Genomic DNA, 15557 nt, shown 5'->3' on the forward strand with positions numbered 1-15557 from the left:
CGCGATAGAAGGGTGAGTGTTTATGAACGCGATACTGGAAAACAAGCCAGCAACGGCACCGGTCAAGAGTCGCCGGCGCTTTCCGACCGAGTTGAGTATTTTCCTGGTGCTGATTGGCATCGGCCTGGTCTTTGAAGTGTTTGGCTGGATCGTGCGCGACCAGAGCTTCCTGATGAACTCCCAGCGTCTGGTGCTGATGATCCTGCAGGTGTCGATCATCGGCCTGCTGGCCATCGGCGTGACCCAGGTCATCATCACCACGGGTATCGACCTGTCTTCCGGCTCGGTGCTGGCGCTGTCGGCGATGATCGCTGCCAGTCTGGCCCAGACGTCGGACTTCGCCCGGGCGGTGTTCCCGTCGCTGACTGACTTGCCGGTATGGATTCCGGTGATTACCGGGCTTGGGGTGGGACTGCTGGCGGGGGCCATCAACGGCAGCATCATTGCTATAACCGGTATCCCACCGTTCATTGCCACCCTCGGCATGATGGTCTCGGCGCGTGGCCTCGCGCGTTACTACACCGAAGGCCAGCCGGTGAGCATGCTCTCGGATTCCTACACGGCTATCGGACACGGCGCGATGCCGGTGATCATTTTCCTGGTGGTCGCGGTGATCTTTCACATCGCCCTGCGTTACACCAAGTACGGCAAGTACACCTACGCCATCGGCGGCAACATGCAGGCGGCGCGTACCTCGGGGATCAACGTCAAGCGGCATCTGGTGATCGTCTACAGCATCGCCGGGTTGCTGGCAGGCCTGGCGGGTGTGGTGGCTTCGGCACGGGCCGCGACCGGGCAGGCCGGGATGGGCATGTCTTATGAACTGGACGCGATTGCCGCGGCAGTGATCGGCGGCACCAGCCTGGCCGGTGGCGTAGGACGCATTACCGGCACGGTCATCGGCGCACTGATCCTCGGGGTCATGGCCAGCGGTTTCACCTTTGTTGGCGTCGATGCTTACATTCAGGACATCATCAAAGGCCTGATCATCGTGGTGGCAGTGGTCATCGATCAGTACCGCAACAAGCGCAAACTCAAGCGCTGAGCCACCGATAAAACAGCCAATGCGCCACGCCTGACCCGCGTGGCGCAGCCGTTTATCTTCTATATACAGCCGCTCGATTGAATTTCTTGCTATAAACGCACTCCGATAATCATCGCAAAGGTTGCCATAGAGCACTTTCTGGGCTTTGTCGGACAAATTCGCTGTCTTTTCAGTTGCTGAGGCCTCAAGTCGGCCTTAGACTGCCGCCCCTCGTAAATTGAGTGCCGGGTGGCGCTTGGAATTAGACGGCGCCTTTCCGATGACCAACGCAGGTCCGCCGGAACGCTCCCTTATTCGCCTTAATGCACGTTTTTTTATAGAGATATCAATGACAAAGGACAAGTTGCTGGCCATGCCGGCAGATGACTACATGAATGCCGAGCAACATGCTTTTTTCTCTGAGCTGTTGCAGAACATGAAAGTCGAAACCCATGAGCGCATCGAACAGAACCGCATCGCCATCGAAAGCCTGGACACCCCGGCCGATCCGGCTGACGCTGCTTCTGTTGAAGAAGAGCGCACCTGGCTGGTGAACGCGATCGATCGCGACCAGCGCATGTTGCCTCAGTTGGAACAGGCTCTGGAACGTATCAAGGAAGACAGCTTTGGCTGGTGCGACGACAGCGGCGAGGCCATTGGCCTGAAGCGCCTGCTGATCAGCCCGACCACCAAGTACTGCATCGAAGCTCAAGAGCGTCACGAACAGATCGACAAGCACCAGCGTCAGGCCTGATTTCGTAACGCCCGCATCGCGGGCAAGCCTCACTCCTGTAGGAGCAAGGCTTGCGAGCGATGCTTTTTCTCGTCTGCAGAAAACTCCCGCACTTCTATTGATCTGCTGCAACGCCCACTACTAATGGACCATAGATAATGGCCTTGTAGTGGCGTTTAATGCCGATACAACAATTAGAATGATGGGTGGGGTGACGAAGATGACGCGAGACGGATCGCTGGTTGCGGCAGTGCCTGCACCCGTGCCTTTGCCAAAAAACCTTTGGCTGACGCCGACCCTGCAAAGCATCGCCCTGATGCTTTTGTTGTGCGGTATGACGCTGGGCGGCTGGTCGCTTTACCTTGGCCTGCCATTGGCCGTGCTGGTGATCTGGCTACCTCGCTTGCGCTCGCGCGCCATCCCGCAGGCATTCCCCGCCGACAGCGCCAGCGCGATTGCCGAGTTGACTCGCGATCTTTCCTATACAACCAGTCATAACGCTTTGTCTGCCGCCGGTGTGGCCTTTTCGGTCAAGCAACTGGCCGACAAACTGCAATCACAGCTCGGTGCCGCGGCGCAGATCGTCAACAACGCCGAAGTGATGATCGCCACCGAACAAGCCACCTCGACACTCAGCCGGGAAGCCCTCAGTGCGGCCAGCGAGGCTCATCAAAGCAGCGCGGCAGGGCGTACGGAGTTGATCGAGTCCATCGCTCGTATGCATCAACTCAGTCAGCGCGCCAGTAACAGCCGTGAACTGATCGAAGCCCTGAGCCTGCGCAGTGACGATATCCAACGGGTCACCCTGGTCATCCAGTCCATCGCCAGCCAGACCAATCTGCTGGCATTGAACGCTGCTATCGAGGCGGCGCGGGCCGGGGAGCATGGTCGCGGATTTGCAGTGGTGGCCGATGAGGTTCGCGGTCTGGCCGCGCGTACGGCGACGGCTACCGGCGAAGTGGGGGAAATGGTCGCTGATATTCAGCAACGCACCGCGCAGGTGGTGGAGCAGATCCGTCAACTGTCCGGCGACCTCGATACCGGTGTCAAGCAGGTCGAACACACCGGTCAGCACCTGGAGAACATTGCACGTCTAGCCGCTGGCGTCGAAAGACAGGTCGGGGAAATCGCCAGGGGCGCTGACACCAACCGCGAACAACTCGATAGCCTGTTTCACGCCATCGAGCAGATGCGCAGCGACCTGGCAATCAGTGATCAACAGACCCAGCGCCTGGCCCAGGCCGCGGTGCAAATGGAAGGTCAGGCCGAAACCATCAGCGAACGCCTCGCGGAAGTCGGACTGGATGACTATCACCAGCGGGTTTATGACCTGGCCCGCGAAGGCGCGAGTCAGATCGCGGCGCGCTTTGAAGCGGATATCGACGAGGGCCGCGTCAGCCTCGATGACCTGTTTGATCGCAATTACCAGGCCATTCCCAACACCAACCCGGCCAAGTACCAGACTCGCTTTGATCGCTACGCCGATCAGGTCTTGCCGGCGATCCAGGAACCGTTGTTGCCGCGCCATGAAGGCCTGGTGTTCGCCATCGCCTGCACGCAGCAGGGCTATGTGCCGACCCACAACAAAGTCTTCAGCCAACCTCTGACCGGTGATGCGCAAGTTGATACCTTGCAAAACCGTACCAAACGCAAATTCGCCGACCGCACCGGGATCCGCTGTGGCAGCCATCAGCAGGCCGTACTGCTGCAAACCTACACCCGCGACACCGGTGAGCTGATGCACGACCTCTCGGTGCCGATCATGCTTAAGGGCCGGCATTGGGGGGGGTTGCGATTGGGTTACAAGCCGGAAAATCCTCATTGAGAGGACGGGATTCTCAAGTCACGATGAGGCGCAGGAGTGCAGGGCTGCCTGGTTGGCGCAACTGAACGCCGAAATACCCGACAGCCTGCCTTTAATTACAGGCTAGTGGACCTGATGCATACGCAGGTTCAGGTCGTCGACCACCCGTGCCCAATCGGCGTCTTCGCGCAATTGTTCTTTCAGGAAGCCGGCTTGCTGCGGGGTCCAGAACTCGGCATCGATGAGTTTCTTGTCGTCGGCCAGCGGGGAATGACGGGCAATAAAATCGTCGATGGCCTTCTCGCTGGAGTCCAGACCGAGTTGGTCGAACAAGCCTTTCAAGTCGTGTGTCGGTGAATCCATGTTCATCTCCTTGCGGGGCGCGTCGAGTGCGAGTTCTGAGGGGCAGCTTCAATACATCTGAGGGAGCCGCGCTTCAGGAGTTCGATGGCGATGTTCGAAAGCAGAAGTGAGCATAGACTGCAAACCGACTATCAGGCTTTCAATGCCCCTTCATCGACCGCAACCTTCAGCGCCTTGGCGGCTTCCTGGGCGGCAATGGCGGCGACGTCCGAGGTCTTGAACCAGCGATCCTTCTCGACCTGGTGATACGTCACGGTGGTCAGCGGTGGTTTGGCGCGCATGACAATGACTGCCTGGAATTCGCCTTCGACCTCTCTGACTTCGCCCCGGATAAAAAATTCGCCGATATCAAATTCCGTCACGTTGCAGCCTTCCCTTGGAAATATTCTGTTGTTTTGAACGCCGCCCGCCCTGGGGACGGGTTTCATTGGTCGGGCAGTATGGCAGTAGTTGCAGGCCGGCGGCTGAGATAAGTCTGCGGGATGACGAAGCGTCTATAGAAATGAATGCGGCGGGGCCGTCAACTGCGTAACTCAAGAGAGCGGGCAAGGGCGCAGGCTTCGTTATGATTGCTGCGGAAACCTCTGACACGGCCGGTGGAAATTTCCTTGATATGGAAGAAGGCATTGCCGGCCAAAACCACCTGAAAGCGTGGCCAGGCAAGCTCTTCAGGGTGGTATTCATGCGGTTGAAATATCACCGAGTGCAGGGTCGGCGAGCTGTTTGTGTAAGGTGTCGGGGGGTGAGCGAAGTGTGTCAGCGTGCACATAGGAAGTCCTTTTCGTTGTTTTACCGACGTGTGTTCGTCGTTTTGGGTAGTCTCGGTGAGCATCGCTGCTCTAGAATCACCACCACTGGTTGGCGATTGATGCTCATCTAAAGCAATTTTCTGCGGGCGATATGTAGGAAAAGTGCTTTTATTAAAGAGTTTGTTCCCTAAGGTTGGTAGTCCGGTTTTATCTGGCCGTTAGAAGGGCGTTTTCCTTCAACCTCTGACGAATGCCAGGTAAGACGACGTGAGTGACGTTCCAGTAGTCTTCATAAACCTCGCGATGAATGAGCGCTCTGCTCGTTTCAGGATTTCAACCCGGGTCATTTGGCTACACCTTCGGCATTGCCGCTTTTTTCTGCTGTGCGCTATTTTCCTGCGTGCAGCATCATTTTCAGATGTGGGGATGTTTCCTTGGCAGTAAGTAATCTCGATATGCATGCTTTGTTCGTGCTGGGTGATTTGCGCGCAAAGCTGGTTAAACAGTTCCAGTCCCGTTTTGTTTACATCACCGAACAGAACGCTGAAGGCATTTATATTGCCGAAATCGACACCGAAGAGGCGCTGGTGGTTGATGACAAACCTGGGCTTAAACTCAAGGTCGGCGATCATTTCAGCGCCTCTGTATTGCCCAGCCGCGAAGGCGGCAAGCTGGACATCAAGTTCCGCGACATCAAACTCACGGTTTACGGCCTGGGTGATTACGCGTTCGTCACCACCGCTGATGGCCACGGGATCGTGTTCAAGGAAGGTCATAGCGTGGTGATGGTGTTCGCTGCTCACCAACAGTTGCAGGAGGGCCTGACCAAAACCCTCAAAGCCGTTACCGCCAAGGCTGCCAAGTGGCGCAAAGGTGAACTGGTCACCTTCAAGGCCAGCGAGTAATGACCCCGACCCGCGCCGATTTCCACGTACAGAACCAGGCCAGTGCGCAAGTCGAGGCCCAGCGATTGTTCGACCAGAAGGCTGTTTTGCAAGGTGCATGGCTGGGTTGGGTGGCGTCACAGATCTATACGTTGCGTCCGGCGGAGTACGCCAGCATGGTACGAAGAGAGCTGGCGCGCTTGCAGGAAACTTCCGAAAATTAGTTGACACCCCTCGAAAGCAGGAACCTCTACTACAGTCAGTTGACTGAGTATTCAGAGGCTTCGCGGTCTTCTGCCAGGCCACCCTGCTATTGCTGTGAACAGCACGAGGTGCAAAAGCATGAACGGATTTCGACGGTTGCTGGCCGCTACCCTGGCCACTTTCGGTTTGCTGGCTTCACCCGTTCCGGTGTTCGCTGCCCAGGCGCCGATCCACTTCGCCGACCTGAACTGGGAAAGCGGCAGTCTGATCACCGATATCCTGCGGATCATCGTCGAGAAGGGCTACGGGCTGCCGACCGATACCTTGCCGGGGACGACCATCACCCTGGAGACCGCACTGGCCAACAATGACATTCAGGTGATTGGCGAAGAGTGGGCCGGTCGCAGTCCGGTCTGGGTCAAGGCTGAGGCCGAAGGCAAAGTCGTGAGCCTCGGCGATACGGTCAAGGGCGCGACCGAAGGCTGGTGGGTGCCCGAATATGTGATCAAGGGTGATCCGGCGAAAGGCATCAAGCCGCTGGCACCGGACCTGCGCAGTGTCAGCGACCTGCCGCGCTACAAGGATGTATTCAGCGATCCGGAAACCCCGGGCAAGGGGCGCTTCCTCAACAGCCCGATCGGCTGGACGTCGGAAGTGGTCAATAAACAGAAGCTCAAGGCGTATGGGCTGGACGACAGCTATGTGAACTTTCGCAGTGGTTCGGGGGCGGCACTGGATGCGGAGATCAGTTCTTCGATTCGTCGCGGCAAACCGGTGTTGTTCTATTACTGGTCGCCTACGCCATTGCTCGGACGCTTCAAACTGATTCAGCTCGAAGAACCGCCGTTCGACGCCGAAGCCTGGAAAACCTTGACCGACGCCGACAACCCGAATCCGAAACCGACGCGCTCACTGGCCTCGAAGCTGTCCATCGGCGTGTCCACGCCATTCCAGAAACAGTATCCGCAGATTGCCGAGTTCTTCAGCAAGGTCGACTTGCCAATCGGTCCGCTGAACAAGGCGCTGGCCGAGATGAGCGAAAAACACACCCCGCCACGGCAGGCGGCAGAGGCGTTCATGAAGGCGCACCCGGACGTGTGGCAGGCCTGGGTGCCCAAGGATGTGGCGGATAAGGTGTCTGCCGAGTTGAAATGATGCGGTGAGTTTGATGGCCCCTTCGCGAGCAAGTCGGATCGCCGCACCGCCGCGTGCGATCAGTTCGGGCGAGCTTCATGGGGTGGCACTTTATCGTTGCCGATGACGAATACCCTTACAAAATCGTTCAAGGAAGTTCATCCTGCTGCGACATTTCACGCTGGAAGTCTGAACATGAGCCTATTGATCGCGCAATGGATGGCTGCCATCTTCCTGTTGATCAGCCTGATCCACCTGTACTGGGCGGCGGGTGGCAAGTTGGGGCGCGAGGCGGCGGTCCCGCGAATATCCGCGGAGGGCGGCGGGGAATCCAGACCGGCCTTCAAACCTTCAGGCTTTGCCACGTTATTGGTGGCGGTCGGGTTGCTGCTGATTGCGATGCTGGTGTGCTTGCGGGTCGGCCTGTATTTGCCGACGGTGCATCACTCGTCGCTGCAATGGGTCATCAGCGCCATTGCGATGCTGATGTTCGCCAGGGCAATCGGCGATTCGAATCTGATTGGGTTCTTCAAACAGGTGAAGGATTCGAAGTTTGCGCGGCTCGACACCTGGGCGTATTCGCCGTTGTGTGTGGTGCTGGGGGCGGGGTTGTTGGCCGTTGCCTGGATTTGATCTGAGGTAATGCAAGATCAAAAGCTCGCAGCCTCGTTTCACTCGACAGCTCCTACAGCGGAATGCAAAGCCCATGTAGCAGCTGTCGAGTGAAACGAGGCTGCGAGCTTTTGGCGTCTAACGCCCGCTCTCGGTGCGCCGACTACTCACTTCAGCCGGCACATCATCCCCCGCCATGCGCTTGCGAAACAGCGCCGCCCGCGCCAGCAACAGCGTGGTCACGGGCACCGTAATCGACAACAGGATCGGAATCAGCCAGGCATGCAACACCGGCCCGGACTTGAGCGCCGAAAAGTAAACGATCGAGGCCAGTGCCACGCACCAGGCACCCAATGTCGACGCCAGCGCCGGCGGGTGCATGCGCTGGAAGTAATCTTTCATCCGCACCAGGCCAACGGCGCCGATCAGTGTAAACAGACTGCTGAGCACCAGCAGGACCGCCACCGGAATTTCCACCCACAGAGACAGTTCAGCGCTCATTCGATCACCTCGCCACGTAACAGGAATTTCGCCAGGGCAAACGAGCCGACGAAACCGAACAGCGCAATCAGCAGCGCTGCCTCGAAGTAAGTGTCGCTGGAGTAACGAATGCCCAGCGCCAGCATCATCAGCATCGCGATGATGTACAGGTAATCCAGCGCCAGAACCCGGTCCTGGGCCGACGGCCCCTTGAACAGCCGGATCAGGGTCAGAATCATCGCCAGCGAAAAGATGAACAGGCTCAGCAGGATTGCGTTCGACAGCAAGGCGCTCATTCGAAGATCTCCATCAAGGGGCGCTCATAGGTCGCCTTGAAGTGCTGGATGAACAGCGCTTCGTCCTCCAGATCGAAGACGTGCAGCAACAGAATGCTGCGGTCCAGCGCCAGTTCCGACCACACGGTGCCGGGAATCACCGTGCAGATCATCGACAGTGCCGCGAGGCCGTTGGCATCACGCAGGTCCAGCGGCACTTTGATGAAGCGCGAGCGCGGCGGGCGGCGACCGGCGTTGAGCACGCCCCAGGCCACGGCGAGGTTAGACACCACCACATCGCGGCCGACCAGAAAGAACAAACGCACCATCACGCCCGGCCGATGAATGCGGATCGGCAGCGGTCGCAGCTTGCGCATCATCAACGGCGCGCAGAACCCCAGCACCGCGCCCAGCAGCAGATTGCCGGGGCTCATCGACAGGTTCAGCACCAGCCACAACAACCACAGCGCCAGCGACAACCACGGTGCAGGAAACAGACGCTTCATAGCTGCACCTCCGCCACGGCAGCTTTGGCTTCCGGACTCGGCACCGCGCGCGTGCCGAGCACCGCCATCACGTATTGCTGCGGGTTGTTCAAGGCTTGGGCGGCCGCCTGGGTGTAGAGCAGCAGCGGTTCAGCCTTGAAGGTCAGCGCAATGCTCAAGCCCAGCAGCGCGATGATCGGCACGCATTCGAAACGTCGCAGCAATGGCGACGGCCGCTCCTCGGGTGTCCAGAAGCGCTGGATGCCCAAGCGCGAGAAGGCGATCAACGACGCCAGCCCGGAGAGGATCAACAACGCGAGCAAGCCCCACGCCGCGTTCGAAACTGGCTCATCGCTGCCATTGCCCAGACCCAACGGATTGAGCAGGGCGCTGAGCAGGCCGAGTTTGCCAATGAATCCCGAGAGCGGCGGCATGCCGATGATCAGCAGCGCGCAGGCAATGAAGCTCAACCCGAGGAACGCCATGGTCCAGGGAATCACTTGGCCGACCACGGCTTTCTGCTCGTCATCGAGGTTGATGCCTTTGGGCGGCTGCAAGGATTCCATCGGTCGAGGAAGCAGATCGCCGTCATCGAACAATGGTATTTCATTGGCCGAACGCGAACGCTCGATCAGCTCGGCCAACAGGAACAACGCGCTCAACGCCAGGGTCGAGCTGACCAGATAGAACAATGCCGCGCCGATCAGGTTCGGCTGGGCGAAACCGATGGCCGACAGCAGAATCCCGGCCGACACCAGAATGCTCAGACTGGCCAGACGCTCCAGTCGTTGTGCGGCGAGAATCGCCACGGCGGCGCAGACGATGGTCGCCATGCCGCCGTAGATCAGCCAGTCGCCGCCAAAATACGCCGAGGCGCCGGCCTGGCCGGAGAACAGCAGGGTCCACAAGCGCAGCAAGGTGTAGACGCCGACCTTGGTCATGATCGCGAACATCGCCGCCACCGGCGCGCTCGCCGCGGAATACGCCGGCACCAGCCAGAAGTTCAGCGGCCACATCCCGGCCTTGGCCAGGAACGCCACGGCCAGAATTCCCGCGCCGGCATGCAGCAGGCCGCGATCGGCCTCCGGCACCAGCGGGATCTTCAGCGCCAGATCGGCCATGTTCAGGGTGCCGGTGACGCCGTAGATCAGCGCCGCGCCGATCAAGAACAGTGACGAGGCCAGCAGGTTGATCGAGATGTAATGCAGCCCCGACGACACCCGCGACCGACCCGACCCGTGAAGCATCAGGCCGTAAGAGGCTGCCAGCAGCACTTCAAAAAAAACGAACAGGTTGAACAGGTCCGCCGTCAGGAACGCGCCGTAAAGCCCCATCATCTGGATCTGGAACAGCGCGTGGAAACTTGATCCGGCGCCGTCCCAACGGGCCATGGCGAACAGCAGGGCGCAGACGCCGATGATCCCGGTCAGCACCAGCATCAGCGCCGACAGGCGATCGACCACCAGCACGATGCCGAACGGCACCTGCCAGTTGCCTGGCAGGTACACGCCGATGGAGCCGGGGACGCCAGTCTCCTGAGTCCATTGCAGCAACAGCACGGCAATGCCCAAGCCCACCAGGCTGGAGAGCAGGTTGATCCTGGCTTTTAACGGCCGGTGTTTCTCGCCCAGCATCAGCATCACGGCGGCGGTCAGCAGCGGCAGTAGAATCGGTGCAGCGATCAGGTGCGGCATCAGATTCATTCTTTAGGCTCCCGGCCATCCACATGGTCGGTACCGGTCAGGCCCCGGGAGGCCAGCAGCACCACCAGAAACAGCGCGGTCATGGCAAAGCTGATGACGATCGCGGTCAACACCAGCGCTTGCGGTAGCGGATCGGTGTAGTGCAACAGGTCTTGCGGCACGCCGTCCTTGATGATCGGCTCCTTGCCGATAAACAGGCTGCCCATGCTGAAGATGAACAGGTTGACGCCGTAGGACAGCAGGCACAGGCCCATCACCACCTGAAACGTCCGTGGCCGCAGGATCAGCCAGACCCCGGACGCCGCCAATACGCCGATGGCGATTGCGATGACTTCTTCCATCAGACGGCTCCTTTGGTGGCGACGGATCTAGGCAGGGCAGCGGTCTTGTGACCGCGTACCGATTGGTGAGCGAGGGCGGTGAGGATCAACAGAGTCGAACCGACCACCACGGCGTACACGCCGATGTCGAAGAACAGCGCACTGGCGATGTGAATATCGCCCAACACCGGCAGGTCCAGATGCCAGGTATGGGTGGTCAGGAACGGATAACCAACCGCCATCGCCCCAAGCCCGGTGACTGTGGCGAACAGCAACCCGGTGCCCATCCAGCGCAGTGGCCGCAGGCTCATTTGCGCCTCGACCCATTGGGTGCCGGCGACCATGTATTGCAGGATGAACGCCACCGACATCACCAACCCTGCGACAAAGCCGCCGCCCGGTTGATTGTGGCCGCGCATGAACAGGTAGACCGATACCACAAACGCAATCGGCAACAGCAGGCGCACCAGCACTGCGGGCACCATCATGAAGCCGAGTGCGGTGTCGCTGGCCTGCCGCGGGTTGACCAGATCGGTGACCACGTCGGGCGCCAGCAGACGTTGCTGGGCGGGCAATTGCAGGCTTTCTTTCGGCGGGCGGAAGCGTCGGAGCAGGGCGAATACGGTCAGGGCCACAGCCACCAGCACGGTAATTTCACCGAGGGTGTCGAAGCCGCGGAAGTCCACCAGCATCACGTTGACCACGTTGCTGCCGCCGCCTTCGGGCAGGGCACGGCTGAGGTAGAACGAAGAAATGTGGTTCGGTGTCTGGCGCGTCAGCATCGCGTAGGCCAGCAACGCCATGCCGCCGCCGACCACGGTCGACAACAGCAAGTCGCGGATACGACGGATACGTGCCTTGCGCAGGGTGCTCGGCAGCGGCGACACCTCTTCAATCCGGCGCGGCAACCAGCGCAGACCGAGGAGGATCAGCACCGTGGTCACCACTTCGACCGCCAGTTGCGTCAGCGCAAGATCGGGCGCCGAGAACCAGACGAAGGTCACGCACGTCATCAGGCCGCAGACGCTGACCATGGTCAGGGCCGCGAGCCGGTGATACTTGGCCTGCCACGCCGCGCCGAGGGCACAGGCAATCGCCAGCAGCCAGAGGGTCACGAACACGATCGAGCCGGGAATCTTCGGCCGGTCGCCCCAGCTCAGGCTGCTGTGGAGCATCGGGATCAACCCGGCCAGCACCGCCGCCAGTACCACCAGGAACAATTGGGTTTGCAGGTGCTTGGTGCTGATCCGCCGCTCGAGACGACGGGCCAGGCGCATCATGATTACCAGGCAGCGTTCGAACAGGCGCTTGCCGTTGAACCGGCCAATGATCGGCGGGTACTTGAAACGCCCGCGCTTGAGTTGATTCCGTAGCAGCAGATAAAGCACGATGCCGCAGGACATGGCGATCAGGCTCATGATCATCGGTGCGCTCCAGCCGTGCCAGATCGCCAGGCTGTATTCAGGCAAGGTTCCGCCCACCACCGGCAGGGCAGCAGCGGCCAGCAACGGGCCGACCACCTGCGCCGGGAAAATCCCCACGACCAGGCAGACGAACACCAGCAGTTCCACCGGTGCGCGCATCCAGCGTGGCGGTTCGTGCGGGGTGTGCGGCAGGTCGGTGGCGGTCGGGCCGAAGAACACGTCGACGGTAAAGCGCAGCGAGTAGGCGACGCTGAAAGTCCCGGCGATGGTCGCGACGATCGGCAGGGTCATCTCGATCCACGCTGTCGCGTTGATGAACACCGTTTCGGCGAAGAACATCTCTTTCGACAGGAAGCCATTGAGCAGCGGCACACCGGCCATCGAGGCGCTGGCGACCATGGCCAGGGTGGCGGTGAACGGGATCAGCTTGATCAGGCCGCTGAGCTTGCGGATGTCTCGGGTGCCGCTTTCGTGGTCGATGATCCCGGCGGCCATGAACAGCGAGGCCTTGAAGGTCGCGTGGTTGAGAATGTGGAACACCGCGGCCACGGCGGCCAGCGGACTGTTTAGGCCCAACAGTAGAGTGATCAGGCCCAGGTGACTGATGGTCGAGTAGGCCAGCAGACCCTTGAGGTCATTCTGGAACATTGCGCAGTACGCGCCAAGCAACAGGGTGCAGGCGCCGGCGCCGCTGACAATGTAGAACCATTCTTCACTGCCGGACAGCGACGGCCACAGTCGTGCGAGTAGAAACACTCCGGCCTTGACCATGGTCGCCGAGTGCAGATAGGCCGAAACCGGTGTTGGCGCCGCCATCGCGTGGGGCAGCCAGAAGTGGAAGGGGAATTGTGCGCTTTTGCTCAGGGCGCCGATCAGGATCAGGGGGAGCAGAATAGGGTAGAGGGCGTGCGCGCGAATCAGATCGCCGGCGGCCAGGACCTTGTCCAGATCATAGCTGCCGACCACATGGCCGAGCAGCATGACCCCCGCCAGCAGACACAAACCGCCTGCGCCGGTGACCATCAGCGCCATATAAGCACCGCGTCGCGCATCAGCGCGGTGGTGCCAGTAGCCGATCAGCAGGAACGAGAAGAGGCTGGTCAGCTCCCAGAAAAACACGACCTGAATCAGGTTGCCGGAGATCACCAGCCCGAGCATGGCGCCCATGAACGCCAGGAAAAACGCAAAGAACCGCGGTACTGGATCGTCCGGTGACATGTAGTAGCGGGCGTACAATGAAACCAGCGTGCCGATGCCCAGCACCAGCATCGAGAACAGCCAGGCGAACCCGTCCATGCGCAGGACGAAGTTCAAGCCCAGGCTGGGCAACCAGAAAAATTCTTCGCGGATCACGCCGCCATGGGCGATTTGCGGGTACAAGAGGGCGACCTGAACGGTCCCAATCAAGGCAACCAGGCCAGCCAGCAGAGATTCGGTATTACGCGCGTGGTGCGGCAGCAAGGCTGCCAGACAGCTGCCGATAAAAGGCAGAAGCAGTAGAACTATCAGGGACATAGGCTTCTAATCTGCGGAAGTTTGTGAAGCATCATACGTGCCAGCTCCCGGATCGCAAAACGCCAAGCTGTCGCAGAATCCTACACGGTAGACAGAAAAAACCTGATTCACATTGTTTCCAGGGACCGGTTTCAACCGTTCCGGCCCCTTCGCGAGCAGGCTCGCTCCCACAGGGGTAACGCGTTCCAACGGTGGGAGCGCTATCTATCAAGCGCCGCAATCACTGCGGCTTAACCTTGTGTCTCCCGTTCCAACTCATCTGCAGGCGCAACAGCCTTACCCTTGGTCTTCAACTCACTGACGATCACCGCCGCCACAATCAACCCCGCGCCGACCAGCGCAATGGCCGGCAACCGCTCCCCGGCGATCCGCCCGACAATCCCGGCCCACACTGGCTCACCGGCATAGATCAACGTCGCCCGGGTCGGCGAAACGCTCTTTTGCGCCCAGTTCATCGCCACTTGAATCGCGGCACTGGCCGCGCCCAGGCCCAGGGCGCTGCACAACAACAGCCACGAGAAGTCGGGAATCACTTCCTGAGTCGGCACCACCATCAAAAATGCCAGCGCCGAAGTGACCGCCAATTGCACCACCGTCACCCGTCGCACATCGACCTGGCCGGCATAGGTGCTGATCAGAATGATCTCCGCCGCAATCGCCACCGCGCTGATCAGCGTGGCGATTTCACCGGGGCTGAAATTGAACGAAGCGCCGGCCGGTCCCGACAGCAACATCAACCCGGTAAACGCCAGCATGATCCCGATGCTCGGCATCAGCCCCGGACGCCGACCCAGCACCAGCCATTGCAGCAACGGCACGAAGGGTACGTACAACGCGGTAATAAACGCCGACTGACTGCTGGGAATGCTCTGTAACCCGACGGTCTGCAAACCATAACCGAGCATGATCGCCACACCGATAAAGGCCCCGGCCTTCAATTCGAACAACGTCAGTTCACGCAGGTGACGCCAGGAGAACAGCGCAACAATGAGCGCCGCCGCGGCAAAACGCAGGCCGACGAAAAACATCGGCCCGCTGACGGTCATCGCGTGCTGCACTAGCAAGAAGGTGCCGCCCCAGACCATGGTGATCAGCACCAGCACGCACTCGGCCTTGCTGAATCGCGAGAAGCGGGGGGAAGTGTGAGAGGAATTCACCGACGTCATGACCTTGCGCGCTACCTGAGGGGGACGCACAATGCGCCGAATGTTGCGCAGTATACTGCCCAATCCCACCCAGTGAGCAATATAGTGCACAAAGATTCCACGCAGCGGGCTTCGGTCCTCCAGCACGTCAGTCAGAACGTTCGACGCTTGCGCCACGCCGCCGACATGAGCCAAACCGCGCTGGCCGAAAAGTCCGGGGTCAGCCGTCGGATGCTGGTGGCCATCGAGGCCGGCGAGAAGAACGTCAGCCTCACCACCCTCGACCGTGTGGCCGAAGCGCTGGACGTGGCGTTCAGCGACCTGATCCAGGCGCCGGATGCCCGCGATCCAAGCCGTATCAACGAACTGGCGTGGGCCGGGACGATTCCTGGCAGCAAAGCCGTTTTATTGTCCAAAGCCACCGCCACCCGTGAGGTTGAACAATGGGAGTGGTGCCTGCAGCCGGGGGAAATTTACCCGTCGCAACCGGACGCCGAGGGCTGGAGTGAACAAATCTACGTCTTTGAAGGCTGCCTGACGTTGATGCTGGGCGACACGCCGCAGGACATTGGCGCCGGCGAGTTCTACATGTTTGCGAGCAGTCAGCCGCATTGCTATCGCAACGATGGGCCGGTGGCGGCGCGGTTTGTGCGAAATGTGGTGATCTAAGTGTTGGCCGATCAACACTGGATAGACACTTTGC

The 15557-nt window shown here is 60.0% G+C and carries 18 protein-coding genes; 8 read left to right on the top strand and 10 right to left on the bottom strand.

Annotation, left to right across the window (positions count from 1 at the left end; translation table 11 throughout):
* Window positions 1-22: 22 nt before the first annotated feature.
* From QK293_RS13925 to QK293_RS13935, 3 genes are all read left to right on the top strand, one after another.
* Complete coding sequence (locus QK293_RS13925) at window positions 23-1045, top strand: ABC transporter permease (RefSeq protein WP_282377835.1); 1023 nt, start codon at window positions 23-25, stop codon at window positions 1043-1045.
* A gap of 328 nt (window positions 1046-1373) precedes the next feature.
* Complete coding sequence (locus tag QK293_RS13930) at window positions 1374-1778, top strand: TraR/DksA family transcriptional regulator (RefSeq protein ID WP_007907888.1); 405 nt, start codon at window positions 1374-1376, stop codon at window positions 1776-1778.
* Window positions 1779-1977: 199 nt separating this feature from the next.
* Window positions 1978-3582 (top strand): methyl-accepting chemotaxis protein, encoded by a 1605-nt coding sequence (locus QK293_RS13935; protein ID WP_282377836.1) that lies wholly within the window; start codon window positions 1978-1980, stop codon window positions 3580-3582.
* A gap of 102 nt (window positions 3583-3684) precedes the next feature.
* Here the strand turns inward: QK293_RS13935 and QK293_RS13940 are convergent, their stop codons facing one another.
* The 3 genes from QK293_RS13940 to QK293_RS13950 form a co-directional block, all read right to left on the bottom strand.
* A complete protein-coding gene (locus QK293_RS13940) occupies window positions 3685-3924 on the bottom strand; it encodes a DUF2789 domain-containing protein (RefSeq protein ID WP_282377837.1) in 240 nt (79 codons plus the stop codon).
* Window positions 3925-4055: 131 nt separating this feature from the next.
* Window positions 4056-4286 (bottom strand): hypothetical protein, encoded by a 231-nt coding sequence (locus QK293_RS13945; protein WP_282377838.1) that lies wholly within the window; start codon window positions 4284-4286, stop codon window positions 4056-4058.
* 158 nt (window positions 4287-4444) lie between these two features.
* Window positions 4445-4693, bottom strand: a complete 249-nt coding sequence (locus QK293_RS13950; RefSeq protein WP_282377911.1) for a hypothetical protein — start codon at window positions 4691-4693, stop codon at window positions 4445-4447.
* Window positions 4694-5107: 414 nt separating this feature from the next.
* Between QK293_RS13950 and QK293_RS13955 the strand changes: the two genes are divergently transcribed.
* From QK293_RS13955 to QK293_RS13970, 4 genes are all read left to right on the top strand, one after another.
* Window positions 5108-5578, top strand: coding sequence for a hypothetical protein (locus QK293_RS13955; RefSeq protein WP_282377839.1), 471 nt, complete (start codon window positions 5108-5110; stop codon window positions 5576-5578).
* Window positions 5578-5781 carry a hypothetical protein gene (locus tag QK293_RS13960; RefSeq protein WP_282377840.1) on the top strand — a complete coding sequence of 68 codons (204 nt, stop codon included), beginning with the start codon at window positions 5578-5580 and terminating at the stop codon, window positions 5779-5781. Before QK293_RS13955 ends, QK293_RS13960 begins: the two co-directional genes overlap by 1 nt.
* Window positions 5782-5899: 118 nt before the next feature.
* Window positions 5900-6916 (top strand): ABC transporter substrate-binding protein, encoded by a 1017-nt coding sequence (locus tag QK293_RS13965; RefSeq protein WP_282377841.1) that lies wholly within the window; start codon window positions 5900-5902, stop codon window positions 6914-6916.
* 174 nt (window positions 6917-7090) lie between these two features.
* On the top strand, window positions 7091-7528 hold the full coding sequence (locus tag QK293_RS13970) for a DUF3995 domain-containing protein (RefSeq protein WP_282377842.1): 438 nt from the start codon (window positions 7091-7093) through the stop codon (window positions 7526-7528).
* A 117-nt stretch (window positions 7529-7645) separates the two neighbouring features.
* On the opposite strand, the gene QK293_RS13975 is transcribed toward QK293_RS13970, so the two are convergent.
* The 7 genes from QK293_RS13975 to QK293_RS14005 form a co-directional block, all read right to left on the bottom strand.
* Window positions 7646-8008, bottom strand: coding sequence for a Na+/H+ antiporter subunit G (locus QK293_RS13975; RefSeq protein WP_282377843.1), 363 nt, complete (start codon window positions 8006-8008; stop codon window positions 7646-7648).
* Complete coding sequence (locus tag QK293_RS13980) at window positions 8005-8283, bottom strand: K+/H+ antiporter subunit F (protein ID WP_282377844.1); 279 nt, start codon at window positions 8281-8283, stop codon at window positions 8005-8007. Before QK293_RS13980 ends, QK293_RS13975 begins: the two co-directional genes overlap by 4 nt.
* The gene (locus QK293_RS13985; RefSeq protein ID WP_282377846.1) at window positions 8280-8768 is read right to left on the bottom strand and encodes a Na+/H+ antiporter subunit E; all 489 of its coding nucleotides are present in this window, start codon (window positions 8766-8768) and stop codon (window positions 8280-8282) included. Before QK293_RS13985 ends, QK293_RS13980 begins: the two co-directional genes overlap by 4 nt.
* Window positions 8765-10450 carry a monovalent cation/H+ antiporter subunit D gene (locus tag QK293_RS13990; protein WP_282377847.1) on the bottom strand — a complete coding sequence of 562 codons (1686 nt, stop codon included), beginning with the start codon at window positions 10448-10450 and terminating at the stop codon, window positions 8765-8767. Before QK293_RS13990 ends, QK293_RS13985 begins: the two co-directional genes overlap by 4 nt.
* Window positions 10447-10791 (bottom strand): Na+/H+ antiporter subunit C, encoded by a 345-nt coding sequence (locus tag QK293_RS13995; protein ID WP_007986256.1) that lies wholly within the window; start codon window positions 10789-10791, stop codon window positions 10447-10449. The genes QK293_RS13990 and QK293_RS13995 overlap by 4 nt, the downstream gene beginning before the upstream one ends.
* Window positions 10791-13709, bottom strand: coding sequence for a monovalent cation/H+ antiporter subunit A (locus tag QK293_RS14000; RefSeq protein WP_282377848.1), 2919 nt, complete (start codon window positions 13707-13709; stop codon window positions 10791-10793). The genes QK293_RS13995 and QK293_RS14000 overlap by 1 nt, the downstream gene beginning before the upstream one ends.
* A gap of 230 nt (window positions 13710-13939) precedes the next feature.
* Entirely contained in the window at window positions 13940-14965 is a 1026-nt protein-coding gene (locus QK293_RS14005) for a DMT family transporter (RefSeq protein WP_282377849.1), read from the bottom strand.
* On the opposite strand from QK293_RS14005, the gene QK293_RS14010 reads away from it, so the two are divergent.
* Window positions 14960-15523: an XRE family transcriptional regulator gene (locus QK293_RS14010; protein ID WP_282377850.1), complete on the top strand. Its 564-nt coding sequence runs from the start codon at window positions 14960-14962 to the stop codon at window positions 15521-15523. The two genes, QK293_RS14005 and QK293_RS14010, sit on opposite strands and share 6 nt — an antisense overlap.
* The last annotated feature ends 34 nt before the right edge of the window (window positions 15524-15557 follow it).

Source organism: Pseudomonas sp. AL03 (genome assembly GCF_029960815.1).
Lineage (GTDB): Bacteria > Pseudomonadota > Gammaproteobacteria > Pseudomonadales > Pseudomonadaceae > Aquipseudomonas.